Source organism: Rhizobium ecuadorense (assembly GCF_001187535.1).
Taxonomy (GTDB): domain Bacteria; phylum Pseudomonadota; class Alphaproteobacteria; order Rhizobiales; family Rhizobiaceae; genus Rhizobium; species Rhizobium ecuadorense.
Genome location: NZ_LFIO01000269.1, coordinates 1 through 344 on the forward strand (window position 1 = coordinate 1; position 344 = coordinate 344).

A 344-nucleotide genomic window follows, 5' to 3' on the forward strand; every position below is an offset into this window, starting at 1 on the left:
TCGCGCTTGCCAGCGATCTGGTCAAGATCATCGTCGGTGAGTTTGCCCCACTGCTCCTTGATCTTGCCCTTCGCCTGCTTCCAGTTTCCTTCGATCCGATTCCAATCCATGGTCGATTTCTCCTCTTTGTTGATGAGAAGAAAACGGACCGCAGTGGAAGTTGGTTCCTGTGTCTCAGCGGATTTCTGCGAAGCTCAATTCCTGCGGCAAAGACGCGAAGCGCTGCCGATATCAAATATCCACACCCGAATGAAGAAAAGCATAAATAATTCGTGAAGAACGAATAGATGTATAAAATATTTATTTATGTATGAAGCAAATATTCCCCTGTTCTTGTGTTATAC

1 protein-coding gene is annotated in these 344 nt (G+C 45.3%); it reads right to left on the reverse strand.

Annotated features, from left to right (window positions below; genetic code table 11):
* The coding region (locus tag AF337_RS39790; RefSeq protein ID WP_152970929.1) for a CsbD family protein at nt 1-110 on the reverse strand (110 nt) is incomplete at its 3' end.
* Between the last annotated feature and the right edge of the window lie 234 nt (nt 111-344).